At 45.2% G+C, this 25003-nt stretch carries 19 protein-coding genes and 2 pseudogenes; 9 read left to right on the top strand and 12 right to left on the bottom strand.

From position 1 onward, the window contains the following. Window positions 1-516: 516 nt before the first annotated feature. Together QMG91_RS28915 and QMG91_RS28910 are read right to left on the bottom strand one after the other, a co-directional pair. Complete coding sequence (locus QMG91_RS28915; RefSeq protein WP_022590503.1) at window positions 517-2121, bottom strand: MASE1 domain-containing sensor histidine kinase; 1605 nt, start codon at window positions 2119-2121, stop codon at window positions 517-519. Beyond that, on the bottom strand, window positions 2118-2753 hold the full coding sequence (locus QMG91_RS28910) for a response regulator (RefSeq protein ID WP_022590504.1): 636 nt from the start codon (window positions 2751-2753) through the stop codon (window positions 2118-2120). The genes QMG91_RS28915 and QMG91_RS28910 overlap by 4 nt, the downstream gene beginning before the upstream one ends. A gap of 495 nt (window positions 2754-3248) precedes the next feature. On the opposite strand from QMG91_RS28910, the gene QMG91_RS28905 reads away from it, so the two are divergent. The 7 genes and pseudogenes from QMG91_RS28905 to QMG91_RS28875 form a co-directional block, all read left to right on the top strand. Further along, window positions 3249-4424: an ROK family protein gene (locus QMG91_RS28905; RefSeq protein ID WP_281832991.1), complete on the top strand. Its 1176-nt coding sequence runs from the start codon at window positions 3249-3251 to the stop codon at window positions 4422-4424. A gap of 322 nt (window positions 4425-4746) precedes the next feature. After that, the gene (locus tag QMG91_RS28900) at window positions 4747-7299 is read left to right on the top strand and encodes an ATP-binding cassette domain-containing protein (RefSeq protein WP_281832989.1); all 2553 of its coding nucleotides are present in this window, start codon (window positions 4747-4749) and stop codon (window positions 7297-7299) included. Further along, window positions 7296-8285, top strand: coding sequence for an ABC transporter permease (locus QMG91_RS28895; protein ID WP_281832986.1), 990 nt, complete (start codon window positions 7296-7298; stop codon window positions 8283-8285). The genes QMG91_RS28900 and QMG91_RS28895 overlap by 4 nt, the downstream gene beginning before the upstream one ends. A gap of 46 nt (window positions 8286-8331) precedes the next feature. Next, the gene (locus QMG91_RS28890) at window positions 8332-9327 is read left to right on the top strand and encodes a rhamnose ABC transporter substrate-binding protein (RefSeq protein ID WP_022590508.1); all 996 of its coding nucleotides are present in this window, start codon (window positions 8332-8334) and stop codon (window positions 9325-9327) included. A 444-nt stretch (window positions 9328-9771) separates the two neighbouring features. Then, the gene (gene xylB / locus QMG91_RS28885) at window positions 9772-11265 is read left to right on the top strand and encodes a xylulokinase (RefSeq protein ID WP_281832983.1); all 1494 of its coding nucleotides are present in this window, start codon (window positions 9772-9774) and stop codon (window positions 11263-11265) included. 232 nt (window positions 11266-11497) lie between these two features. Next, window positions 11498-11877 (top strand): annotated as a pseudogene (locus QMG91_RS28880) (nuclear transport factor 2 family protein). A gap of 45 nt (window positions 11878-11922) precedes the next feature. Beyond that, window positions 11923-12389, top strand: a pseudogene (locus QMG91_RS28875) (integrase core domain-containing protein); the annotation flags it as partial. A 778-nt stretch (window positions 12390-13167) separates the two neighbouring features. Here the strand turns inward: QMG91_RS28875 and QMG91_RS28870 are convergent. From QMG91_RS28870 to QMG91_RS28825, 10 genes are all read right to left on the bottom strand, one after another. Continuing rightward, window positions 13168-13350, bottom strand: a complete 183-nt coding sequence (locus QMG91_RS28870; protein ID WP_281832981.1) for a hypothetical protein — start codon at window positions 13348-13350, stop codon at window positions 13168-13170. 582 nt (window positions 13351-13932) lie between these two features. After that, on the bottom strand, window positions 13933-14496 hold the full coding sequence (locus QMG91_RS28865; protein WP_281832978.1) for a recombinase family protein: 564 nt from the start codon (window positions 14494-14496) through the stop codon (window positions 13933-13935). 161 nt (window positions 14497-14657) lie between these two features. Beyond that, window positions 14658-16649 (bottom strand): transketolase, encoded by a 1992-nt coding sequence (tkt, locus tag QMG91_RS28860; RefSeq protein WP_281832976.1) that lies wholly within the window; start codon window positions 16647-16649, stop codon window positions 14658-14660. Window positions 16650-16677: 28 nt separating this feature from the next. Beyond that, the gene (tal, locus tag QMG91_RS28855) at window positions 16678-17628 is read right to left on the bottom strand and encodes a transaldolase (RefSeq protein WP_281832975.1); all 951 of its coding nucleotides are present in this window, start codon (window positions 17626-17628) and stop codon (window positions 16678-16680) included. A gap of 152 nt (window positions 17629-17780) precedes the next feature. After that, window positions 17781-18230: a PTS sugar transporter subunit IIA gene (locus QMG91_RS28850; RefSeq protein WP_022591766.1), complete on the bottom strand. Its 450-nt coding sequence runs from the start codon at window positions 18228-18230 to the stop codon at window positions 17781-17783. Next, on the bottom strand, window positions 18227-19483 hold the full coding sequence (locus QMG91_RS28845; RefSeq protein ID WP_281832973.1) for a PTS ascorbate transporter subunit IIC: 1257 nt from the start codon (window positions 19481-19483) through the stop codon (window positions 18227-18229). The genes QMG91_RS28850 and QMG91_RS28845 overlap by 4 nt, the downstream gene beginning before the upstream one ends. 34 nt (window positions 19484-19517) lie before the next feature. Further along, on the bottom strand, window positions 19518-19787 hold the full coding sequence (locus QMG91_RS28840; protein WP_022591764.1) for a PTS sugar transporter subunit IIB: 270 nt from the start codon (window positions 19785-19787) through the stop codon (window positions 19518-19520). A 256-nt stretch (window positions 19788-20043) separates the two neighbouring features. After that, window positions 20044-20523, bottom strand: a complete 480-nt coding sequence (locus QMG91_RS28835) for a hypothetical protein (protein ID WP_174890987.1) — start codon at window positions 20521-20523, stop codon at window positions 20044-20046. 1114 nt (window positions 20524-21637) lie between these two features. Then, window positions 21638-22036 carry a hypothetical protein gene (locus QMG91_RS28830; protein ID WP_013610318.1) on the bottom strand — a complete coding sequence of 133 codons (399 nt, stop codon included), beginning with the start codon at window positions 22034-22036 and terminating at the stop codon, window positions 21638-21640. After that, entirely contained in the window at window positions 22033-22581 is a 549-nt protein-coding gene (locus tag QMG91_RS28825) for a hypothetical protein (protein WP_281832971.1), read from the bottom strand. The genes QMG91_RS28830 and QMG91_RS28825 overlap by 4 nt, the downstream gene beginning before the upstream one ends. 327 nt (window positions 22582-22908) lie before the next feature. Here QMG91_RS28825 and QMG91_RS28820 point away from each other — a divergent pair, with 327 nt between their 5' ends. Then, window positions 22909-23859: a nucleoside hydrolase gene (locus QMG91_RS28820; RefSeq protein ID WP_281832969.1), complete on the top strand. Its 951-nt coding sequence runs from the start codon at window positions 22909-22911 to the stop codon at window positions 23857-23859. After that, window positions 23852-25000, top strand: a complete 1149-nt coding sequence (locus QMG91_RS28815) for an adenosylhomocysteinase (RefSeq protein WP_281832967.1) — start codon at window positions 23852-23854, stop codon at window positions 24998-25000. The genes QMG91_RS28820 and QMG91_RS28815 overlap by 8 nt, the downstream gene beginning before the upstream one ends. Window positions 25001-25003: the final 3 nt, after the last annotated feature.

Here is a 25003-nt window from a genome sequence, read left to right as displayed (position 1 = left end):
ACAATGGTAGCTAACGACGATCCCTGCCCGTTATTACGCTTTAATGGAAGACAGAATTAGAAGCCAAATCTGCACTGTGTACAGTGTGACGAAATCACAAGCCTTCCCAGCTAATTTTCTCAATGAATACTGTCAGAGGACATCCAACCCACTCAGCACCGTAGTATGCGCAAGGCAGCGGTGGTACTCGTTGAGTCTCTGTCTTCTCTTCGCGCCGCGGTCATAACAATTGTGAGCTGCAGACCCAAAAACAACCGGCTAATACGGTGGTGTTGTCATAGCTAAAAATAAAATGACCATGACCAATTCCTGTAAAACAATTTCGTCTACCAGCGCCTATGCCACCGTGATAAGCCAATACTGACGATGTTGTTAGGTGGATGCGTTAGTAACGGTTATTGTGAACGTCCGTCGCGACAGCAAATATCATCACCTCTCCTTAGGGGTTGAGAATGATGATATTGAAGAACCAAGGGTAAAGAATGAGAAGGGGTTATAAATGACTAGGAAATTTTCCTATGTTGTTAGTGCAGAGTTGGATTTTGTGGGGAGGTTAACAGTAATACGACTACCTTTGTCGTTACTGACAATAGATAGGTGTCCCCCAAGAGCTTGAATTCGCTCTTCGATACCTCGTAATCCTTGACCTTTCTGCCTCCAGTTATTAGGCAGACCCACACCATTATCACGTAGTTCCAGATTGACCTGGCTTCCAGGGATGAGAGTCAGTTGTACTTCCGATGCATTGGCGTGTTTACACACATTATTAAGCAGTTCTTGCAGTACTCGATAAATGGTGACCGTAGTCACCTCGTCAAGCTTTTCGACCATAAGGCCAAAGTTGAGTTTAAATATTACGCTTCGCTCATCGAAGCCCATTTCAGATACGATTTGGCGTATTGCGGTTTCAAGACTCATTTCGTCTAATACATGGGGTCGCAATTGTTTAAGTAGGTGCCGGGTGGAAGTATGGATCCGCATCGCCAGATCATTAGTGGTATCTGCAATTTGTTCGACTTTTGAGCTGGATGTAATCCGCTTCACAAGCATTGATTGAGTTTGAATTGCGGTAATGTTTTGGCCTATTTCATCATGAAGTTCGCGAGCGACAGATTTTCGAATATCTTCTTCCACGCGCACAAGTTGTCGAGCCAACCGCTTCTTGGAGGCAAGTTCTTTTTGTAGGTGTCGGTTAACCTCTTTAAGCTTATATGACAGCAGATGTTGCCGGCTGATGGCTATTCCAAGCCCTATTCCAATTAGAGCTTGCGTCGCCATAAAACTCTGTAACTCTAGAGCCGTACCAAAAGTTTCTGTTACCTGGCGTGCGGCTAAAAGTAAGATGCTATTCATGACGCTGGCGAGTACTCCTCCTTTCCAGCCATACCGATAGGCCATAAATATATTGGGCAGCAGAAAGAGCAATAGAGCGAGTGGTTTCATTTCGTCCAGTAAGGTGAATTCAGCCAACAAACCAATACTAAAGAAGATGACATACCAGATTAGAGCAGATACACGAGGCATCACTTCCTGATGTTCTAGGACGGGGTGGAGTGGTTTCTGTATTTTCCGAGTTAAGTTGTCATACAACAGGTAGAAAAAAGGGGTGAGTAGGATACTTCCCGTAAAAGGAGAAAGCGTACCAGCTAGAACATAATGCAGATTCAACTCTAGAGGTTTCGCAACCAAAAGCAATGCCGTTCCACAAATAGTGGCATACATTGAAATGAAGCAACACAACGCCAGCAGTCTTTTCCAATATTCGTCCAGCTTCAACCAAATAGATCGAAAGGAAATGGCCAAACCGTGACCAAACAAAGAGAAGAGTAATAAAAAATAAGAGAAGACATTTTCACCAAGAAAAGAAATTAATATCACAACAAGGACAATTTCTCCTAGTGTGAATAGATGCCATAGGTGACGGGCACTGAGTGCATACACTGCTAGCTTTAAACCTGATGGCAAAAATAGTCCTGCCATTAGGAAATCTGGCAGCAGATAATAGCTAATGTTCCATAAACAAAACCAACTGATCACGTAGAGGAACAGAGCAAATGTCGAGTTCAAGAAGAGGGTAGGCAACCAGTTAGGCAATTGACGTAGCTGCGTGATCTCGTTCATACCGGTTCGTCGCTGAGTAGTTTATGATGCAGCGCAAAGCGGATCAGATCGACATTATTCGTTACCCCCAGCTTGCTGAGAATATTGGCACGATGAACATGGATGGTTTTATGACTAACAAATAACTCAGAGCCTATCTCTTTTACATCCTTTCCAAGAATTAGGTACTCAAATACCTCCCGTTCTCTTTTGGTCAGTTCCTGTAGCACATCTGAACCTGTGGACGCATTGCTGAGGTTCACTAGTGCATCCGCGCACAAGTAGCGATCACCGCTGGCAACTGTCCGAATGGCTGTGACCAATTCCTTTGGTCCACAGCGCTTCGACAAGTAACCATAGGCTCCAGCATTGATTGCTTTGCTGACAAACGAAGCGGAGTCATGAATACTCAATATAATGACTTTAATCCCAGGCTGCTTAGCTTGAAGTTTGCCCAGAAGCACTAAACCACTTTCATTTGGCATTGAAATATCAATGACAGCGACATCGACAGTAGAAGTCGATAATTCCCGAAACGCATCCAACGCATTGCTGAACTCACTCTGAACTTGAATATCCGATTCTACGGACAACAATTGAGCAAATCCTGAACGCACCACGATATGGTCGTCAACCAGAGCGACAGTAATCATGTTGGCTTCCTCAATAACAGGACTGTATATTCATAAATCAATCAATAATATTCAAAGAGTTTGCAAGGCACTGTGATACTTGTCTCTAAAATTTCACAAAATCGAGAGTTGCTGAAAAAGCAACAGTTTCGCACCCAAAGTTTTGCTGTTCGTATGTTCACCCAGAAACTTTTAGTTTTTAGCTCCTAAGTTTTCACTGAGGAGGTCCATCGAGACTCCATATCCGTAATAAAACTCCCGTGAATACTAATCTCTTAATCATGCCTTGTTTTCAATTCTTACCTAACCGAGTTCCTCTATCATAGGTTTTGGCAAGGTTGAAATGATGTCAAAGTACCATTCTGTCTCCTAGGTACGATGTTGCCAACTGAGTGTCAATGTGATTACCTGCAAAGATTCCTCGCTTGAAACGCTCCGTGAGGATACGTAGAGTGGTTGGATTTGGATGCCGTAGGTCAGGCGGTATCTGTAAAACGGCAGATAAGGTATAGATTCATGAAATCAACACACAGGGGGACCAATCAAATTGCGGTTCGCAGTTACAATGAACGTTTGCTTCTCCAGCTTGTACGGAGCCGAGGAGAGCTTACTAAAGCTGAAGCTACACGAGTGAGTATGCTATCTGCTAATGCCACCTCTGTGATTTTCCGTAAACTCGAGAGCGATGGTCTCGTTATTCGTGGTAACAGAGTTTTAGGGAAAAGAGGTCAGCCATCAACACCTATGAAAATAAATCCAGATGCTCATCTTTATGTTTCTTTAAAAATTGGTCGACGCAGTGTTGAGATTGGGGTCGTTGATTTTGCAGGCGAGATTAGGTCTCAAAGAAAAGAAACATTTCAGTATCCCACACCAAATGGTGTTTTGGGGTTTGTTAAGAATACGCTGAATCTTGTTTTGAAAGAAGCAAAGATACAAAGCGATGATGTGACAGCGATGGCAGTGGCTATGCCTTTTGAACTGTGGAGTTGGGCTGAAGATTTTAATGCTCCGCGCGCTGAACTAGAGCAATGGCGAGAACTGGATATCAAGCAAGAATTATCATCTTTGGTTCCTTGGTCTATTTCGGTAGAAAATGACGGAACCGCCGCGTGTCGTGCCGAGCAAGTATTTGGTTCTCACAACAATAAACAAGACTGGATTTATTTTTTTGTGGGAACCTTCATTGGTGGTGGGGTGGTGTTAAATGGCAGTGTTTTCCCTGGGCGGCGTGGTAATGCTGGCGGATTTGGTCCCTTACGAGTTCCTGACATTGAAGGTGGGGAGCGATTGGTTGATCATGCTTCCTTGATTGTGCTGGAAAGTGCCCTACTGAAAGAGGGGATGGATCCCTCAGCAATATATCTTGAGGATGCTAATTGGGAGGACTTGCGCCATCATTGGGACTTGTGGCTGAAGCGAGCAGGGAAAAGCTTGGCTCATGCCATTGTTTCTTCACTCTCTATTCTTGACTTCGACTCAGTCGTGATTGATGGGTCAATCCCGAGTTCTATCAAAGAACTTTTGGTTTCAGAAGTCATTCATCAACTCAATGAGATCGACATGCAGGGCGTGCATTTTCCCGTTGTCGAAGCCGGGCAAATTGGACGAAATGCTCGCCTGATTGGAGCAGCAGGCACACTTATCAGTCGGGACTATCTTCTTGACCAAAATACGATAATGCGTACCTGATTTTGTTGAACATTTGGCAGTTCTTTTAAAACTTATTGGGCATTAAGCCCAATACATCTTAAGTTTCTGGTTGTTACTATTAATTAATTCATAATGAATTAATTTGACTTTTACTGATATCAACCTTACCCTTTGTTTAAGAGTTTGGAAGCAAGTTGCGTTAAGTAATAGGGGATGGTTGCGGTCTAACCAGTGGTTCCTTCAATTCCTGAGATGTTCAGTATGGCTCTAGTCAGTACAAATCTTAGTAGCAGCAATTTACTCGACGAAATCTCAACGTTGTCAGAGGGATCTGATGACAAGGAAAGAAGGTTATGTGTAAATGAATGTATCCACTGCAGTAAATACTCCTGTATCTGAACCACTCCTTGTGTTGAATGAAGTAAGCAAAACCTTCGGAGGCACAGTTGCTGTAAAAGATGTCACTTTCGACATTCGTCCGGGAGAAGTTTTAGCTTTGCTTGGCGAGAACGGAGCCGGCAAAAGTACCTGTGTCAAACTGATGGTTGGAGTGTACGCTCCGAATAGCGGTCAGATTTCACTTAAAGGTCAATTCCACAAATGGAAATCTCCATTAGATGCCCAGAATGCGGGCATAGCCGTTATGCATCAGCATCCGGGGCTGTTCCCAGATTTATCAATCACAGAGAATATTTTCTTTGGTCGTTTTAAGAAGACCAAATCTGGACTGCTTGATGTAAGTGCAATGCGCTCCGCGGCAATCGATGCGTTAGAAGCGGTTGGTCTTGATGCCAAGCCAGAGCAACTCGTCAAGACACTCAGTGTATCCGAACAACAGTTAGTTGAAATAGCTAGGGCTCTGTCAACGAATGCCGATGTACTCATTATGGATGAACCAACGGCAGCCCTTTCATATAAAGAAGTGCGTAAGCTTTTTCGGGTGGTCACAACTTTGAAGTCCCGAGGCGTTGGTATTGTTTTTGTCGGGCATCGAATGGATGAAATTTTCGAGGTGTCTGATCGTGTGGCAATACTTCGGGATGGTCAGCTGGTTGGATTGGATTCAGCAGAAAATCTCACCAGGCAGAAGGTTGTAAATCTAATGGCCGGTCGCGAGTTGACGGCTTCATACCCAAAACGCGAGCATGAACTTGGTGATGCAGTTCTGCAAGTTGATGATCTTTCGCTTGATGGTCAGTATTCCGATGTCACGTTTTCTGTCCACAAAGGCGAAATACTGGGAATTGGCGGCTTGGTTGGAAGTGGTCGAACTGAAATAGCACGTACAATCTTCGGAATCGAAAGACCCACGAGCGGGCAAGTGTTGATTGATGGACAGGCTGTGTCGCTGCACTCTCCCAAACAAGCGATGGAAAATGGCATTGCTTACGTTTCAGAAGACCGGCTTTCTCAAAGCCTCATTATGGACTTTTCAATACGAGTTAACGGCTCACTAACCGTACTAAACCAATGTACAAGTATGGGGCTTCTGCAGCCTAAGCAAGAGATTGGATCAGTGCTCAAGCACCTCGAACATCTCAAATTACGCTATGCGAGTTTTGATCAGGAAATCTCAGGGTTGTCAGGTGGAAATCAGCAAAAAGTTGTCCTTGCAAAATGGTTGGCAACGCAACCACGTATCTTGATACTGGATGAGCCGACTCAGGGGATTGATGTTCAAAGCAAAGTAGCGGTTCACCATATGATCGCTGACCTTGCAAAGGCGGGTATGTCGATCGTCCTAATTTCATCGGAAATGCCCGAACTTTTGGGTATGTGCGACCGCATCACGGTTATGCGTGAGGGGTGTCAAGTTGAAACTTTCGATCGAAATGATGCTACACAAGAGAAAATTCTAGCCGCTGCTACTAGTGAGGAGTCCAACGAACTCAAGACACCTACCAAAGTCGGGGATGAAACAGAATCAGCGCAAAGTTTTTGGCAGAGACTTCTGGCTCAAAGGGAAATCGGTTTGGTGTTAGCGATTTTAGCCATAGTGCTCCCGGTCTCGTATTTAAATCCAAGCATGCTTTCGTCTACAAATTTGGTTTCGCTGGGTATGGACGCAGCTCTTCTTTCTATCGTAGTGCTTGGACAGATGATGGTGATCTTAACTCGTAATATCGATCTCTCGGTTGCTTCTGTTATTGGCTTTACAGCCTATACCGCTGCGTATGTGATGTCAGCTTACCCTGATATTTCCGTGTTTGTTGCCATTGCCGTGGCAGTTTTTATGGGGGGAGCCGCAGGTTTCGTAAACGGAACCATCATTGCGTATGGGCGTGTCCCTTCAATTGTTGCGACCTTGGGCACCATGTCAGTATTCCGTGGTCTGCACAGTATCTTTGCCGATGGCGACCAAATCAGTGCCGACGAAGTCCCCGCTCGTTGGTTGGATGTTGTCGCTACCAAAATCGGTGGTATTCCTATGTTAATTATCGTCTCTATCTGCATATTAGTTGTATTTTCTCTGATTCTAAGACGAACCCAATGGGGACGAGAACTGTACGGAGTTGGTTCTAATCCAGATGGTGCGGATTTGGTCGGTGTCCCTGCTCCAAATCGTGTTTTTGCTGTGTTTGTCATCGCAGGGGCGTTAGCGGGCTTAATGGGGGCGTTATGGGCCTCTCGTTATGCAACCGTCGATGCTCGTGTCGCTTTTGGGTTTGAATTAACTGTTATTGCTTCGGTGGTTGTAGGGGGCGTTGCCATCCGTGGCGGTTCGGGAACAGTACTGGGTGTCTTCTTAGGCGCGGTAACACTTTTGGTTATCCGCAACGGTCTGACTTTGGTTCGCATTGACCCGCTTTGGCTGCAAGGCATATACGGCCTTGTCATCTTAGTCGCTATCTTTATCGATTCTAAAGTGGCAAACCGCACTACCAAAAATCTAGGTCGGAGGGCGCTGTCATGAAACGTCCAGATTGGGTTTCCTCATGGGATCTTTTTATTTGTTTACTTGCGTTTGCTGTCGCTTTGTTCGGCTTTATTGCATTCCCTCATTTTGGAACAACATTTAACATCTCGCAGTTAATCGCTGGCGCTTCCGAACGAGCTTTACTCGTTTTACCCATGATGCTTTTGCTCATTACTCGAGATATCGATTTATCTGTTGCTAGTATTTTGGCGCTTACAAGCGTTGTCTTAGGGCTCTCTATCCAGATCGGTCTTCAATTTGAGCTGGCCGTGGTACTTACAATGTTTTGCGGGGCTGCGTTAGGGGCATTTAACGGCTTTCTTTCCACAACGGTTGGACTCCATTCACTTGTTGTCACACTTGGGACCATGGCCCTCTTTCGTGGTATTGGGTACATGTTGCTTGGAACAGGATCTGTCAATGTCCTACCTGATGCATTGCTTGACTTCGGCTTTACCAATGTTGGTAGTTCATCAATTCCGTGGACCATTGTTCCGTTCTTATTGATCTTGCCTATTTTTGGAATTGTGATTCACAAAATGCCTTTGGGGCGGAAGATTTTCGCAATTGGTGGAAACCCAGCAACGGCTCTGTATTCCGGAATTTCAGTTAACAAAATCCGCTTTTACCTGTTTGTTTTCTCGGGAGTGATCTGTTCGATTGCTGGAATTGTTTATACGGCTCGATTGGCAAATGCGAGGGCGAACAACGCCTTCGGGATGGAGTTAGATGTCATTACGATTGCAATTTTAGGAGGGGTGAGTGTTTTTGGAGGAAAAGGTGGTGCCCTTGGTGTCGTCGGAGCGTTAAGTCTTGTCGTCTTGGTTCGTAACCTTCTAGGTATCAATGGTATAGGCGGTGATGCTCAAAGCACCAGTATTGGCTTGATGCTGATAGCCGCCCTTTTGATCGGAAACTTCACACCTCAAATTACCTCAGGGATTCGTTCCCTGTTGTCCCGAAGTCGGTCTAGTGCGGATTAGGCGATAAAAGATCGACTTGAAACTGTTCAACTTAAGGAAGAGTGCTATGTTAAAGAAATTACTTGCTTCTACGCTCTGTACTGCTGCTTTGATTGCCAGTGCGGCCAACGCGCAGGAATGCCATATTGAACCTGTAAAAGTAGGTTTCTTGCCAAAACTGGATACTGACCCCTATTTTCAGGTTGCTGGACAAGGTGCAGACCTTGCCGTCAAGGAAATAGGAGGAGAACGGATCCAACTCGCTCCAAACCAAGCCACTGCTGAAGCTCAAACTGAGTTCATCAACAATATGGTTGCTCAGGGTGTCAAGGTCATTGCGATCTCCGGCAGTGACGCTAACGCTGTTGCCCCAGCCCTAAAGAGAGCCATGGCAAATGGCGTTCGAGTCATTTCATATGATTCTGATGTCGCCGTTTCTGCTCGTACATTATTCATTAACCAGGCTAGAGGCTCCAGTCTTGCCGCGATGATGTTGAAATCCATGTCGGATTTGATTGGTGAAGGCGAATTCGCGATCCTCTCTTCGACGCCTACCGCCACAAATCAAAACGCTTGGATAGCACAAATGAAGGAGGAAATGATCTCTAATGCTGATTATGCAGGTCTTAAACTTGTACAAGTTGCTTATGGTGAGGAAAGTGAACAAATCAATCAGCAGCAAACTATTGCTCTTGCCCAAGCATACCCTAACCTAAAGGGGATCATTGTTCCTGCGGGCATTGGGTTGCCCGCAGCCGCTCGCGCTTTAGAAGAAGCAGGATTGACGGGTAAGATTAAGTTAACTGGTCTAGCACCGGCCTCTTTGATTAAGAAATACATCAAGAATGGATCTGCTCAGGACATTTGGTGGAATGTATCTGACCTTGGATATCTCACTTACTATGCAGCGCAGGCCCTTGCTCAATGTAAAGTTAAAGGTAAAGAAGGTGAGACTTTCAATGCAGGGAAGCTGGGAACATATACTATCGGTTCAAATGGAGAGGTCATTCTCGGTGAAGCCAAGATTGTGACACCTGAAAACTTGGAAGACTTCAAATTCTGATACCCAGAATATTTAAGATAACAACGCCAACAGGACTGCTGTTGGCGTATTTTTTAGCTAAACAAAGATTAAAACTAGGAAGCAACCTACCTCAAGCTCATCCGTGATAAATGGGCGTGATTGCCCCCCTTCAAAAATTAATCTGAATTGCCAAATTTGATGGTGACCTATCAAAGCGTGCAAGGACAACTATTTCGGTTTGAAGCCTAAATGTGGCGTTAACTCTTAACGGTTTGAGTAATTTCACTGAGGGAAATGTAGACTTCACTCTTTGCGATACTTCAAGTTATTGGGATAAGCCTGCAAGGCAAACCACAGAATTGACACGACTAACCTAGTTAGAGGCGAGACCAACGCCAGGTTGTATTTCCATTTAGGTATTTAAACTTGACGAGGGTTAAGCGGTTTAGCTACACACTGGATAACCAAATATAAGGAAGGAAAATGGCGCACTACCTGGGAATTGATATTGGTACTTCATCGGTAAAAACGTTGCTTATGGATGGGAATGGAACAGTCGTTGGCACCGCTGGCGAATCCTATCCTGCATCCACTCCTAAACCACTATGGTCCGAACAGGAGCCCGATTTATGGTGGAATGCAACGCTTAACACTCTGAAGCAAATCAAACACGATTTCCCAGTGCCATTTTCCGATGTTCAGTGCATAGGACTTTCTGGGCAAATGCACGGCGCGGTCATGCTCGATGAGTCGCTCAATCCAGTAAGACCCGCCATCCTTTGGAATGATGGACGTTCACATCTGCAAGCAGAAGATATGAATCGTGAGTTTCCTGAACTCGGGAACGTAGCGGGTGTTCCGGCGATGTCTGGATTTACTGCTCCTAAACTACGCTGGATGGAAGAACACGAACCCGATGCGTTTAAGTCTATTCGACATATTCTCCTTCCTAAAGACTACGTCAGGCTAAAGCTGACTGGAGAGCTTGCGACAGACGTCAGTGATGCAGCAGGCACCTTGTGGCTTGATGAAGAAAGCCGTGAGTGGTCGGACAAAATGCTCGAACTTAGTGGGCTTCAACCAAGTCAGATGGTTACCTTAAAAGAAGGGACAGAAGAAACTGGTCGGCTTTTAGCAGAGATTGCGTCCGAACTTGGTTTATCCACTTCGGTCACCTTATGCGCTGGCGGGGGAGACGCAGCATGCGGAGCTATTGGTATTGGAGCCATAAATCAGGGAGACGCGTTCATATCTTTAGGGACATCTGCCCAGTATTTTGTGACCACCGAGACTTATAAACCTTACCCTCATGCGTTAGTCCACTCTTTTGCTCATGCTGTTCCTGAACGTTGGTTTCAAATGGCGTGCATGTTGAACGGTGCCAGCCCGTTAAAGTGGTTTGCGGATTTAACCAAGCAGGACATCGGTGAGCTGATTGCTGATCTCGAAGCCGATTACGATCCCACTCAACCAACGCTATTCCTCCCATACTTGATGGGGGAAAGAACGCCTCATAACAATCCATTTGCGACCGCCAGTTTTCACCATATGACATGGGGGACAAAAGGTCACCACATGACACAGGCAATATTGGAGGGTGTTGGTTTTTCAATGCTAGACTGTCAGAACGCCATTCAGGAAAGCGGCACTAAAGTTAAATTTCTGGGTGCCATTGGTGGCGGAACCAAAAGCCGATTATGGCTTCAGATTATCGCCAACATTCTAGGCATAAAGATCCATCGCTACGAAGGCGGAGAGAGCGGTCCGGCTTATGGCGCAGCGAGGTTGGCCAGGCTGTGTGATACAGGAGAACCTGTTTCATCCATTTGTCACGCACCTAAAGTACTTGAAGAGATTGTCCCCAACCCAGATTATCAAGCCATCTATCAAAAGAAATACCAAGAGTTTAAGACGCTATATTCAGAGTATGAGAAACAGCGTTCGAGTCGAGTTGGTGCTTCCTACACCCCATGGTAATGTTGACAATGCTATCTGGCTCTATGGGTTTAATCGATAAAGTGAAGTAGTAGTCAATGGATGTCTGTTATTCGATATAAGAGACGAATTTTTGAGAACATTTGGGTATACAAATGCATCAACCAGTCAACAATCACTCGTTATCCTACTCAAAGCAATCATAGCTAGGTGTAGGTTAAAATTAAACCATATAAATTTTACGTAAGTAATTATTGTTTATTTGGAGGACATAATGAATTCTAGGGAAATCGTCCTAGCTTTTGGGATGCGATGAAAACTAATGACTTTACTAAAGCGAGTGAATGGCTGAGTCCTGATTTTGAGTGTTTTTGGCCCCAATCGGGGGAGCTTATTATTGGTAGAGACAACTTTACGGCCATTAACTCCCATTACCCGGTAAATGGGCGTTGGGAATTCAAAGTCAATTCAATAGTTTGTGACGGGACTAAAGTTGTTACTGATGTAACAGTCAAAGACAACGAACTAAAAGCCCGTGCCATTACATTCCATACCGTTGAACATGGGCTAATCATTAAGCAGAGGGAATTTTGGCCTGATCCAATGGATGCACAGAAATGGCGAGCTAAATGGGTCAAGCTTGTGCAAGAATAAGCCCTAGCATTTACGTCGAAAAATGCTCTCTAATGGGGCATGTGCAAATACGTACATCAACTTTACTGCGAACTGAAGCTGAATAAACGCCTCAGAAGAGGGAAGCGATTACCGACAACAGAGCGCGCTTCTTTATGTGTGCCGGACGCTTCAGGACGTTCAATTTTATCGATGATTTTAGTCGTGAAGCACTGACCATTGAAATTGACTTGAATCTTCCCGCCCAAAGGGTTGTTCGCGCATTTGAGCGCAGAGGCTATGGACAACGGTCCAGAGTTTATCTCAACCAACATGAAATACAACTCGAATTCATACAGCCAAACAAGCCTACATCAAACTCGTTTGTTGAAAGGTTAAACCTGGCCTATCGAGATGAAATACTCAATATGTATGTATTTAGAACATTAAAAGACGTATGTGAGTTAACGGAAAACAAGGTTCGAGAATATAACGATGAACGTCCCCACAGTTCGCCATATGACCTGACCCCATGGGAATATCTTGCTAAGTAGAAATTGCTGGAAAACTCTAATTTGGGGAGCCACTACAAAGGGACGTTTACATAGTCCTTGTGTGATTTCTTTTTGCCAATGGTTTCGGCGATGGCACGTCCAAGAGTTGACTTTGCAGCGATGAATAAACGCATAATATCCACTCCTTTTTATCCTTTTGTATTGTTAGCTTTGCTTGCGGTTTCGAAGCGTGCTTTGGCAAAACAGACTCGCCGTGAGGGATAAAAATACCCTGACTCAAACTGACCACTGGAACCTTAATTTTGAAGGATGAGGGGGCAAAATTAAGGTGGAGGTAGAGGTCGGGAGAGGAGAGTCAGGGTAAATTCTATGTTATTCCTTTTCTGCTTTACTTGGAGACGCAATGAAGATTGAAAAAAAAGAGCTTCATTATGGAAATAGCTATGCTGTCTTTCATGTGCCAGTAAGAGACAAAATGGCGTAAATGAAAAACGTCTGTACAAATTAAAATAAGTTACATACATGGTTTATGGTTTTCTCGTAGACGACTTTTACTGCCTTACTCATTGTTGAATACACACCTCAATAAGAAATATCGCTTTTAATTCATGAACGTCCATCAACCGATTTGTTCAGGGTGTTTTATCTTCAGCTCCTCACGGTTATTGAAATAATCACTGATCGGTGAATATTCATCTAGCCCATGACTGCTATGTTGCTAACATTGGTCTTGGACATTCCTGTCATCAAGCGATCACTTAACCTTAATTGCTTGGATAACAAACTTTCTGTTCGATGACTTATGAGTTTTCCAATGTTATCTAATTTCAAGTTCTGCGCTTTCATTGCAAGGAACAGCTAGTTTATCCATCAAGAATGCAGTGTGTTGAAAATCAGGATGTTTTGTTCCTTCATCAGTGTTTTTTTCGACATGCCATCTATGGCGAGTCAGCGATCTGTTGATTAGGTCAAGGTCTTCTTTGGTTAGCTTTATCTTCATCGTTCTTCCTCATTACTCAAAGTAAACATCTTTGCTGCGATCAGACTCCCGGTTGATTGCACGAGCTTCTGACGGGTATTCTTGAGGTTTTAACAGAGAGCCATAAAAGTCTTCATCCCAACTGTTGTTTTTGACGTACAGGAATTCCTACTTTTCTCTGCGCACCACCAAATCCGGAACGATTCGTTTTTGCGGTAACCTTCTTGGAGCATTTACCCTCAGAGCCTAAGGGAGAGATGCCTGTTGCCATTTCGTGCTTCCACGCACAAAGAGCGAACCACCATACTGGTGAACTTATTTAAAGTAATCAAAGTCGACATAACCAGCACCAGCGAACAATAGCTTGTTTCAGAGTGACTCTGCCTTAGGCAAATATGACCGTTCAGATGCTGTCACGATCGTTGTTTTTGGAAATAAGTCTGCCTACTGCATCATCATGTGGTACTCGATAACTACTGGGCTGCGCTTAAACCTGATTGGGAAAACATTTCCCAGATCATCATGGACACGAAAGACCCACCATCTTGTCGTATAACATCGTCAAAGCAGCTCAGGTTTTATAAACAACCTTTAGGTCTTAGGTTAAGAATCACTTAATTCAATATCATTTAATATCTTATAAACCGTTGATCTTGCTATATTTAATTGACGTGATATTTGCGTTACCCCAATGCCATCCTTATATAAGTCACGTACTTGTTTTCGATCAATAGAACGCTTACGACCAAGCTTAACCCCATTCAATTTGGCTTCTACTCGCCCCTTGTTAGTTCGTTCAAGTATTCGTTGTCGTTCAGCCTGAGCTACAGCGGACAAGATTGTGACAACCATCTTTCCTATTTCACCTTCAGTGCTGATACCGTCATCTAAAAATTTGATGGCAACACCAACGCCATCAAATTTTTTAATCAAGCTGACCATGTCCGCCGTATCGCGACCTAATCGGTCCAGCTTTTTGATTAGGATCACATCACCTTTCTCAACTTTCATCTGAAGCAATTTGAGCCCTTTTCTCTTATTGCTACCACCGAAAGTTTTATCGCTAAAAATTCTGCTCGGCTCCACACCTGCACTTTTTAGAGCTTTGAGTTGGGTATCGAGTGATTGTTGATTGGTTGATGTATTTGCATACCCAAATAGTCTCAAATAATCGTCTCCTATATCGAATAGTAGACATCCATTGTCTACTATTTCATTTTATCGATTAAATCCATAGAGCCAGACAGCAAACTCAACGTTACTATTGGGCATAGGAAGAGGCGCTATAGCAACAAGTTTAAGTCGACGCTGAAAATTCAGTGTATGACTTAATTTAGCGTCTCTTTGGCGACATCGAGTATGTTTTCTACGGTGAAACCAAACATCTTGAACAGTTCGCCTGCAGGTGCAGATTCACCGAATGTTGTCATACCGATGATGCGACCGTCGAAACCTACGTATTTGTACCAGAAGTCAGCGATGCCCGCTTCAACAGCGATACGCGCCGTCACGTCTGATGGCAGTACCGATTCACGGTAAGCCGCATCTTGCTTGTCGAATGCGTCCGTAGAAGGCATAGATACGACGCGAACTTTCTTGCCCGCTTCAGTCAGTTTTGCTGCTGCTTCTACAGTCAGCTCGACTTCTGAACCCGTCGCAATCAGGATAAGCTCAGGTTTGCCATCGCTGTCTTTCAGGATGTAACCGCCTTTCGCGATGTCAGCAACCTGTGCTGCGTCACGCTCTTGCTGGGCAAGGTTCTGACGAGAGAAAATCAGAGACGTAGGACCGTCTTTGCGCTCAATCGCCAGTTTCCATGCGACTGCCGATTCTACCTGGTCACATGGACGCCATGTGCTCATGTTTGGTGTCAGACGAAGAGACGCGATTTGCTCAACCGGCTGGTGAGTCGGACCGTCTTCACCCAGACCGATGGAGTCGTGCGTGTACACCTGAATGTTCTGCACTTTCATCAGTGCCGCCATACGCATGGCATTACGCGCGTATTCCATGAACATCAGGAAGGTCGCACCGTAAGGGACGAAACCGCCGTGAAGCGCGATACCGTTCATGATGGCCGTCATACCGAACTCACGCACACCGTAGTGGATGTAGTTACCGGACGCGTCTTCTGCCGTCAGTGACTTAGAGCCAGACCACATGGTCAGGTTTGAAGGCGCAAGGTCAGCGGAGCCACCCATGAAGTCAGGCAGGATAGCACCGAACGCTTCTAGTGCGTTTTGAGACGCTTTACGTGACGCGATGTTGGCTGGGTTTGCCTGAAGGTCAGCAATGATTTGGTTCGCTTTCGCTTCCCATTCTGCTGGCAGGTCGCCGTTTACTCGACGCTTGAATTCAGCGGCAAGCTCTGGATACGCTGCTTCATAAGCTGCAAATTTCTCGTTCCACGCTGCTTCCTTAGCTGCGCCTGTCTCGATCGCAGACCACTCTGCATAGACTTCCTGCGGAATTTCAAAAGGACCGTGCTCCCAACCTAAAAACTCACGTGCTGCTGCAATTTCTTCATGACCTAACGGCGCACCGTGACAGTCATGCGAACCAGATTTGTTTGGTGAACCGAAACCGATGATGGTCTTAGTACAAATCAACGTTGGGCGAGGGTCGGCTTTCGCCGCTTCAATCGCTGCATTAATGGCTTCAGCGTCGTGACCGTCAACCGCTGGAATTACATGCCAGCCGTACGCTTCAAAACGCTTAGGTGTATCGTCAGAGAACCAGCCTTCCACTTCACCGTCGATAGAGATGCCGTTGTCATCCCAGAACGCAATCAGCTTGCCAAGACCCAATGTGCCTGCAAGTGAACACGCTTCGTGCGAGATACCTTCCATCAGACAGCCATCGCCCATGAAAGCGTAAGTGAAGTGGTCAACAATGTCGTGACCGTCTTTGTTGAACTGCGCCGCCAGAGATTTCTCTGCCAGTGCCATGCCCACTGCGTTGGTGATGCCCTGACCCAGGGGACCTGTCGTCGTCTCAACACCTGGTGCGTAACCGTATTCCGGGTGACCTGGGGTCTTAGAGTGCAGTTGACGGAAGTTCTTCAACTCTTCGATTGGCAAATCGTAACCCGCCAGATGAAGCAGAGAGTAAATCAGCATCGAGCCGTGACCGTTAGACAGCACAAAGCGGTCGCGGTCTGCCCACTCAGGGTTCGATGGGTTGTGGTTTAGGTGAGAGCGCCAAAGAACTTCAGCGATGTCTGCCATACCCATAGGTGCGCCTGGGTGACCGGAGTTCGCTGCTTGAACGCCATCCATGCTCAGAGCACGAATTGCATTAGCTAAATGTTTGCGATCCATAATTACTTCCTTTGATTAGGTATAAGAATTAAAGCTTCGCTTCAATCATTGTTTCTAGCTTGCCTTGGTCAACTGCGAAGTTACGGATACCTTCAGCCAGTTTTTCAACAGCCATTGCGTCTTGGTTGTGGTCCCATAGGAACTCAGCGTGCGTCATAGCCGCTGGGCGGTCAGCAGAACCGTTAGAGTCAACCAGTTTCTCAACCACTTCACCTTCAGAGGCTTCAAGCTCTGCCAGTAGCGCAGGAGCAATAGTCAGACGGTCACAGCCAGCCAGCTCTAGGATTTCACCGATGTTACGGAAGCTCGCGCCCATAACTACAGTGTTGTAGCCGTACTCTTTGTAGTAGTTGTAGATCTTAGTTACAGAAAGCACACCTGGATCTTCAGACGCTTCAAAGTCGCGACCTTCTTTCGCTTTGTACCAGTCCATGATGCGACCAACGAAAGGAGAGATTAGGAATACGCCAGCTTCTGCACAAGCACGAGCCTGAGCAAATGAGAACAGAAGCGTCAGGTTACAGTTAATGCCTTCTTTCTCCAGGATTTCTGCAGCGCGAATACCTTCCCAAGTAGAAGCAAGTTTGATCAGGATACGGTCGTTAGAGATGCCTGCATCGTTGTACATTTTGATAAGCTGACGAGCTTTAGCAACGCTGCCTTCTGTGTCGTAAGAAAGACGCGCATCAACTTCAGTAGAGATACGACCAGGGATAGTCGTTAGGATTTCTTTACCGATGTTAACAGCAAGCATGTCACATGCGTCTTGAACTTGCTGAGCTTTGTCTGCGCTTTGAGATTTTGCGTAATCAATCGCTTGGTCAATCAGAGGTGCGTACTCTGCGATTTGAGCAGCTTTAAGAATAAGAGAAGGGTTAGTTGTTGCGTCTTCTGGCTGGTACTTTTTGATAGCATCGATTTCACCAGTGTCCGCGACGACCATAGTAACATCGCGTAATTGTCGGAGTTTATTCGTCATAGATAAAATTTCTCTTAACATTCATAAAATAACCAACGGGACGGTCACAAATAGAATATATGATGATGTTTATCCCGTTATTATGTATTAAATGATTTTCAAAAAGCCCTCGATTGACTGAGGGCTTATCTTCGTGTCAATTTTACAGATAGTTAGTATTTTTTAAGAATACTAATGATGTCTTCTTTGTTATTTGAATGAATGATTGCATTAATATCATCTTCGTTCTGAAATAGTTCGGATAACGCAACAATTGTTTGAATATGACTATCTGAATCCGTTGCCGCGAGTGTTACCGAGAAATAAACATCGCCGTTATCTTCAGACTCTAAATCTACACCGTTTTTAAATACAGTGACTTGCAAGCAAGCTTCATTTACACCGTTTTCTGGGCGGGCATGGGGCATTGCAATTTTAGGAGCCAATACATAATATGAACCAATTTCTTTATGCTTATTTTTTATTGCATCTAAGTAACTTTGTTCGATCTTACCTCGTTCGATTAAAGTTGAGCATGTGATATTTAATGCTTCATCAACACTCAATTGTTCTTCTGTGGAGATAACAATCCCGCTCTCACCAATTAAGCTATAGATACTCATGAAACAATCCACCCTAGAATTAGACCAACCACACCAAAATCAAAGTCTGCAAATGTCGTGGCTTCAAGACCCAGCGCACCGAGTACAGGCAGAAGCATCATTGGTAGAAATGAAATGCATAACCCTTGAGTGAAAGAGCCTAGAATCGCACCGCGAAGACCACCTGTCGCATTACCATATACACCAGCTGCACCGCCCACGAAGAAGTGAGGCACCACACCAGCTACGATGATGGTCCAATCAAGAGCCCCTTGGATCCCCATAGCAAGCAGACCAGCTGCAAAGGAAGACAAAAAACCAATCAGAACAGCGTTAGGTGCCACAGGGAAGACCATAGGACAGTCTAGAGCGGGCTTCGCACCAGGAACTAACTTATCAGAGATCCCCTTAAATGCCGGAACAATCTCAGCGATTAGCATCTTTACACCTTGCAGTACTATATACACCCCGCCCGCAAATACGAGTGACTGCATGAAGGTAAACACAACCCAATTCTGACCTCCCGATATTGTTTCGACAAACTCGCCACCAGCAAAAATTGAGGAGAATAAGAAGAACAGTGCCATAGTTACTGAAACTGCAACGGGTGTATCTCTTAAAAACAATAGGCTCTTTGGTACATTTAAATCTTCTGTAGATTTTGAAGTATTACCGAATTTAGAACCAATGAAGCCAGCTATGATGTAAGAGAATGTGGAGAAATGCCCCATAGCAAGTTGATCGGTATTCATTACTTTTTCGGTATACTTTTGGACAAGCGCAGGCATAACGACCATTAGCGATCCAACAATGATTGACCCCATAGAGACTAGAGCCGTGCCTTCTATTTTTGCTGTCGAAAGTATCACCGCAACCAGCATTGACATAAACATCGTGTGGTGACCCGTCAGAAAAATAAATTTTAGTGGAGTAAAGCGCGCCAGCAGAATATTTACAATAAACGCGAAAAACATAATCAGTGCCATTTCATACCCGAAGGCTTCTTGGGCTAATGCAACAATCGCTTCATTATTGGGAATTACACCACTCACTCCAAATGCTTCGATAAATACTGTCGAAAAATTATTTAGAGCACCAACTAGTGCACCCGCACCAAAACCCAAAATTAAAAAACCCATTACGGTTTTAATTGTGCCTTTTAGAATGGTTGAGACATCTGCTTTTTGAGCAACAAGACCAATAAATGCTATTAATCCAACCATGATTGCTGGTTCTTTTAATAAACCAAGCATGAATTCAAAGAAATTTGCCATAGCGTTACATCCTTATATCTTTCTATTCAATATACTAAATAAAACTTTTTAGCTGCTCTTCAATTGAGCCTTTGTCAAAGATATTTGCTAAGCTCACAATATTCTTTTTACCTTGGTCCGCTAGTTGATTTGCAACGTCAGTTGCTGCAACCCAAATGTCTGCTTCACTGGATGATGCAGAGGATAGATCTTCATGATCAACTTCAGCACTAAGCCCTATCTTTGTTGCAACTTCTTTAACTGCCATTTCCATCATTAGCGATGTACCAAGACCATTACCACACACAACCATAATCTTCTTCATAATCTTACTTCTCTGTAGGGATCAATCAGGAACTTTGTATTATTCCCATGAACATTTGCAGGAATAATAACCAAATGAGGCGATGCCAAAAATGATCCGCGTCACGAAGTCAAATTGACCTCGTGACGCAAATCACATTTACGGGAATGACTTATCCACAGATAAGATTTGACGAAAAGTAATCGTTACTTAGATGTGAGTGGGGTTTTATTGTGCGGAGTGGCAACTAGGATACATGCGTATGGTGGTAGAAGGATCATTTACCGTAATCGTTAAGCATCTTCTTGAGTAAACTATTAACGTCTTTGGTTTTCTTGTTCCGTTTAGTGAGTGCGCTTAGTGAGGTAGGAGCCTGGACTTCGTCTAGGCTTTCTTCTTCGAGATCATTTCGGTCACGAAGTTTCTGAACGGCAGCCATGATCATGCGAACTTCTTCTCCATCTACCTTTTCAAGCACTACGATGTTTTCCGATTCTACCTGAGTGATGGTTAAAGTACCGTATTTTACGGATTCAACCTTTTCACCCACCATCAATGATTGAGGTGGAACTGAACGATCTGAAACTTGACCACCGCGTAGTTTAGCTGCGGTGATTGCACGAATATTTCCAGTATTTTCAAAAGCCACGATTACGGTGTGGGTGTTGTAGTACTCTACCACCGTCACATAGCCGTGCTTTTTTGTTTCAAACCTCGCGCCAATCTGCATATCGTGAGGTGCTTCCATTTTTTTCATTAACATTCAGTATTCCTAATACTACCTAGCGTCTTTTTGACGTTTAGATAAAGAAGTTGATGAGCCAAAGCATATATGTTTATAGACTTAATATAAACGTTAAGGTTCTATGCCCATGTTTCGTATAATTACACATTTCTATGGTGTGAGCATTGATACTTATTATTGAGACGAACGTGGTTGAGTTTGGCATACATGTAATTTAAGTCTCGTAACTTTATAGCACCAGTGGGTCATCTTTGTTACGTTGCCGAATTTCGTTGAATCGTCTATCCGCGGAAAGGTTAGCCCTATTAAGACAGGCGATATGAAGACATTACCTGCACAATTCAGTCCCCACTTAGAAGCTTTTAATCGTTGCCAGAAGATGGAGGCTAAGATACCAAAACGTTACATAAAGCGCTGAGGAAAAAGATGAAGAGGGTCCAGCGGAAGAACGAGCCAAGCTGCCACCATTGTTCAATATATGAGTCGACAATGTCCAGATATCATATGCACATTTTCAATTGTCTTCAGTCTGGTAAAGAAAACAAAGTCCTATGCATGAAAAGGGATTGAAACTTTAGCGTTTGATGACAAGGACGTCACTCACAAACACCTTTTAAGTCCAATTTAGTTGCACTCATGTTATTTGCCACCTATGAATTCACGTCTCTATGCGAGAAGAACGGACTCAAAGAACTGCGTTTTGAATCCAATCTTTTGGTTGTCTTTTAATCACTCATGAGTTTTCGTTGCCCCTGTTTGCAAACTAACAAATTCACGTTACGGGTCTACCCATAACCAAGGTAGTACACGGCAAGTTACTTCACACTGGCAAAGCACACAGATTTATGTGTTCTGCTTTGCCGTTCATTTTTGACCTGAAAATAGAGCCGTAGGATATTGCTTCTGCGACTCGCTTCAACGTACCACACTTGATTGCTTCTCTCCTACATTGTTAAAGAGACAAACAGCGTAAGGTTTTTGCACTCATTCACAGAGGTGCAGTGCCTACTCTAAGTCGTTGCCTTGATTTAGCAATGGTGGCACATTATCAGTAGTAGCTTGTGATAATCTGTTACAAACCGCTTCCCTTTACCTATTCTCAGTTCCTGTGCTGAATTGGGAAGGGTTAAAACGTCGTATTGAGCCGGATGCCTCCGGATTCCAGTACAAACGCCTTGTCACGAATCGTTTTTGGTAACTTGGTGTTGGCGATGAGCTTGTTGATGTAAACACTGTCCGGAATGTTTGCAGCCAGGTAAAGATCGTGTTTGGGTATGCTCTGGTTGGCATGCATAAACATGTGAGATAAGAAACGATGGTTTAAGCTTCCCGGGCGTAGAGTCACCAGAGGCTCATTGTTCAATGTGATGACGTTAAGATGTTCGTCAAAGTGCAAACAGCTTGGTGAGCCATATGTACCAGAGGACATGGCATGCTCACGCAATTCGAAAGCCAGCCACATTGATAACGCTTGAAATAATCCCATCCCACCAAAGCACAGAAGAACGTTGAAGTCACTGGTCATCGGTGTGATCCTCCTTCAGGTTGGTGTTGTCCAATCCTCATTGAACCCGACCAAAACATCCCAGAAGACCAAATGAGATCGGGTGCCACAAGCAGATGGCGCAAATGCTCATGAGCAGCTTGCTGATGCAGGTTCACCAGTTGAATAAGCTCACACCGCTTTCTGTCGCGGTCGTGGGCTGAAAATGCCACTTCAGAGACGTCATTGTACAGCCTCGGCAGATCGAATAAGTCTGTACTGGAAGACTCCAGAGGGGGAAGTGGCAGCTTCATTGCGTGCAATTCCCGACGTACATTGGACAGGTGTCGCTGGATGGCTGTGTAAATACGCCTCTTAATGACCCGTTCGTCTTGGTGATCAGAACTCATGATGATGCGCTCAAGCTCGATACGTTGAGCTTGAGCATGATGCCATATGGTCGCATTCGCCAGCCTGTAGCTAAGACCAGCAGGGTGTGTTTCTTTAATACTGACCGTGGCGATGGCGATCTGCCACCCCAACGAGCCTGATACAAAACACAAGATAAACAAAATTCGCAACTTCACTGGCTGACTCCGTGTGTTCTTGGTTGTCAGTTCAGTCGGGCTACGCCTTTCTGCCCCCAATTTAGATAAGACCACGAACAATACGCGATACAGGCATCAGATTTTGAGCAACTTATCACATAACCATTGTGAGTTCTTTCTCATATCTGAGCATACCCGTGATGCGGCTCGCTGATTGCCCCGATTTGTCAATACGGACGATTGACTGATAAGGCATGAACGATTCTGACTCTCACTCCCATGTTGATATCACATAACATTATGTTGATCTAACATTAAATCTGTCTTATTGTTTATTTTCCGTTCACAACAATAAGGGAGTAACGAATGCGGAGCTCATTAGGTAAGGATGTCCTCTTCTGCCATGACGGTTCGGCGGATGACTTTATGGCATTGACCCTGCTGGCTGTCATTCCTGACATCAATTTGATAGGTGTCGTGGTGACAGATGGTGACTGTCATATCCAAGCCGCGGCTGAGGTTAGCCGCAAAATACTTGGACTAACAGGGCTGGCTCATGTTCCAGTGGCACTCAGTGATGCGCGCCCTCTGCATGCCTTTCCGGCTGAATGGCGGCTTGACAGCTTGCGCATCAATTCAATGCCCATCATCAATCATCCGGAGCTCCCGCTGGCTCCAATATCGGAAAAATCAGGGCGTGTATTTGTGGCTGATGTCATCCGCAATAATAGCCGCCCGGTGACAGTGATTGACGTTGGTCCTGCCACCAACCTCGCCCAGACCCTACGCTCTTTTCCGGACGTTGCCGAGCACATTCAACAGGTTATCTGGATGGGCGGGGCATTGAAAGTTGCAGGCAATGTTTACCCCCACCACCAGCCTTTGCACAACGGGACAGCGGAGTGGAATGTGTATTGGGATCCTGAAGCCGCGATGACGGTTCTTGAAAGTGGATTGCGGATCACGTTATGCCCATTGGATTTAACTGACCAAGTGCCTGTCAATCCAGGGTTTATGACCTTTCTTACCCGACATCGTCATTTTGCAATGGCAGACTTTGCCGGACAGTGTTACGCGCTGAATGCCTATAGAACCTATTCCGTGTGGGACGTGCTGACCGCGTCTTATTTCCTCTGGCCAGATATTTTTGAAACCCGACACACTCAGATCGCTGTGGTACGCCAAGGTATGGAACAAGGACGAACCATTGAAGACAAAGGTGGGCATTCTGTTCATGTCTTAACTGAAGTTGACCATGCCCAATTCTGGTCACGTCTGGGGCAGGCATTTCTGGTGCATGGAGGTCAATATGAGTAACGACGGTCGAGTTGAGTTTGTTCGGTCCAGTGCCAAGATACTGCGGGCGTTAAAACGTGAGTTTGAACGCGATCAGCCTTTCCAGGGACTGAGCATCGGGGTTTGTCTACACATTGAGCCCAAAACGGCATTGCTCTGCGAAGTGTTGCAAGCTGGCGGGGCATTTGTCGCCGTGACCGGGAACATCGGGACGACTGATGATGCCACGGTGGATTACTTGAACACCCGAGGGATCACCTGTCTGGGGTATCGGACTTTCGATAGAAGCGAACACCATAAAAACCTTCGAGCAATTCTAGATACTCAGCCTCACCTTCTTCTGGATAATGGTGCGGATCTATATGAGCTTCTCTACTCTGCCCCAGTGCCCGACCACTTCATCGGTGGTACGGAAGAAACGACGACCGGCGCGCATAAACTCAGAGAACGCTTAAGTGTTCATCATCCTATCTTTGTGATCAATGACAGCCTCATCAAACTTACGTTGGAAAATCAATACGGAGTGGGTCAGTCCGTTCTCGAAGCTTACATGGATACCACCAACCTGATGATCAACGGTAAGGATGTGCTGGTGGTGGGCTACGGATGGTGTGGCAAAGGGATTGCGAAGTATTTTTCGTTGATGGGGGCGAAAGTCACGGTGGCTGAAACCTCTTCCATTGCCGCTCTGGCAGCGTTTATGGAAGGCTACACCCTTTCAAAGGTTTCCGACGCGATAATAACCTCCGATGTTGTGGTGACAGCGACAGGCAGACCAAAAGCGATTTCTTGTGAAGACATGAAACTGGCGAAGACGGGCTGTGTTTTCATGAATGCGGGGCACCTGAGAGAAGAGTTGCCAATTGATGACTACGTCGGGCAAGCACTGCTCGTCGAAACGCTGACCCCGGGTATCCAGAAAATTCATCTGGATGCCGAACATTTTCACTATCTCCTGGGACGCGGCGAAATGGTGAACCTGACATTGGGCAAAGGCGATCCCATTGAAACAGTTGAAGCCGGTCTGGCGCTGCAAGCTCTGACCCTACGACATCTGGCGGTGAGCTCAGACTTATCGTCTGGGGTATTTGAGGTCCCTCAGACACTGGAACTTGCGCTTGCGGACACCCTTCTGGAAGCCCAAGGAATAACATGGAGGTAACTT

It is taken from the genome of Vibrio nigripulchritudo (genome assembly GCF_027924785.1).
In the GTDB taxonomy this organism is placed as follows: Bacteria; Pseudomonadota; Gammaproteobacteria; order Enterobacterales; family Vibrionaceae; genus Vibrio; species Vibrio nigripulchritudo.
The sequence above is the reverse complement of the archived record's forward strand: the minus strand, read 5'-3'. Positions and strand labels throughout refer to the sequence as shown.

Bases quoted from the DNA above. Each gene is read 5' to 3' on its own strand.
- xylB (WP_281832983.1), top strand. From the start codon at position 9,772: ATGGCGCACTACCTGGGAATTGATATTGGTACTTCATCGGTAAAAACG.
- QMG91_RS28905 (WP_281832991.1), top strand. From the start codon at position 3,249: ATGAAATCAACACACAGGGGGACCAATCAAATTGCGGTTCGCAGTTAC.
- QMG91_RS28850 (WP_022591766.1), bottom strand. From the start codon at position 18,230: ATGAGTATCTATAGCTTAATTGGTGAGAGCGGGATTGTTATCTCCACA.
- QMG91_RS28915 (WP_022590503.1), bottom strand. From the start codon at position 2,121: ATGAACGAGATCACGCAGCTACGTCAATTGCCTAACTGGTTGCCTACC.
- QMG91_RS28870 (WP_281832981.1), bottom strand. From the start codon at position 13,350: ATGAAGATAAAGCTAACCAAAGAAGACCTTGACCTAATCAACAGATCG.
- QMG91_RS28895 (WP_281832986.1), top strand. From the start codon at position 7,296: ATGAAACGTCCAGATTGGGTTTCCTCATGGGATCTTTTTATTTGTTTA.
- QMG91_RS28900 (WP_281832989.1), top strand. From the start codon at position 4,747: ATGAATGTATCCACTGCAGTAAATACTCCTGTATCTGAACCACTCCTT.
- QMG91_RS28835 (WP_174890987.1), bottom strand. From the start codon at position 20,523: ATGAAAAAAATGGAAGCACCTCACGATATGCAGATTGGCGCGAGGTTT.
- QMG91_RS28815 (WP_281832967.1), top strand. From the start codon at position 23,852: ATGAGTAACGACGGTCGAGTTGAGTTTGTTCGGTCCAGTGCCAAGATA.
- QMG91_RS28890 (WP_022590508.1), top strand. From the start codon at position 8,332: ATGTTAAAGAAATTACTTGCTTCTACGCTCTGTACTGCTGCTTTGATT.
- QMG91_RS28830 (WP_013610318.1), bottom strand. From the start codon at position 22,036: ATGACCAGTGACTTCAACGTTCTTCTGTGCTTTGGTGGGATGGGATTA.
- QMG91_RS28840 (WP_022591764.1), bottom strand. From the start codon at position 19,787: ATGAAGAAGATTATGGTTGTGTGTGGTAATGGTCTTGGTACATCGCTA.
- QMG91_RS28820 (WP_281832969.1), top strand. From the start codon at position 22,909: ATGCGGAGCTCATTAGGTAAGGATGTCCTCTTCTGCCATGACGGTTCG.
- tal (WP_281832975.1), bottom strand. From the start codon at position 17,628: ATGACGAATAAACTCCGACAATTACGCGATGTTACTATGGTCGTCGCG.
- QMG91_RS28845 (WP_281832973.1), bottom strand. From the start codon at position 19,483: ATGGCAAATTTCTTTGAATTCATGCTTGGTTTATTAAAAGAACCAGCA.
- tkt (WP_281832976.1), bottom strand. From the start codon at position 16,649: ATGGATCGCAAACATTTAGCTAATGCAATTCGTGCTCTGAGCATGGAT.
- QMG91_RS28910 (WP_022590504.1), bottom strand. From the start codon at position 2,753: ATGATTACTGTCGCTCTGGTTGACGACCATATCGTGGTGCGTTCAGGA.